Origin of the sequence: Amycolatopsis ponsaeliensis (genome assembly GCF_030182635.1) — a bacterium.
GTDB lineage: Bacteria > Actinomycetota > Actinomycetes > Mycobacteriales > Pseudonocardiaceae > Amycolatopsis > Amycolatopsis ponsaeliensis.
Genome location: NZ_JAPZLD010000140.1, coordinates 1 through 223 on the forward strand (window position 1 = coordinate 1; position 223 = coordinate 223).

Consider the following 223-nt stretch of genomic DNA (forward strand, 5'->3'; position numbering starts at 1 on the left):
GTTGGAGCCGCGTTGCCAGGGTGCGTGCGGGTCGCAGAAGTAGACCGGCATCCCGGTGGCCTGGGTGAACTGGCCGTGCAGGTGCATCTCGCTGCCCTGATCCCAGGTCAGTGACCGCCGCAGCTGATCGGGCAGCGTCGCGATCTTCGCGATGAGGGCGTCGCGGACCAGGGCCGGGGTGTAGCCGGCGGGCAGGTGCAGCAGCATCACGTAGCGGGTGGTG

1 protein-coding gene is annotated in these 223 nt (G+C 69.5%); it reads right to left on the reverse strand.

Translation table 11 applies throughout. The annotated features are described in order from the left end of the window. On the reverse strand, positions 1-223 hold a 223-nt coding region (locus tag QQ657_RS56575), incomplete at both ends, for a transposase (protein WP_434056879.1).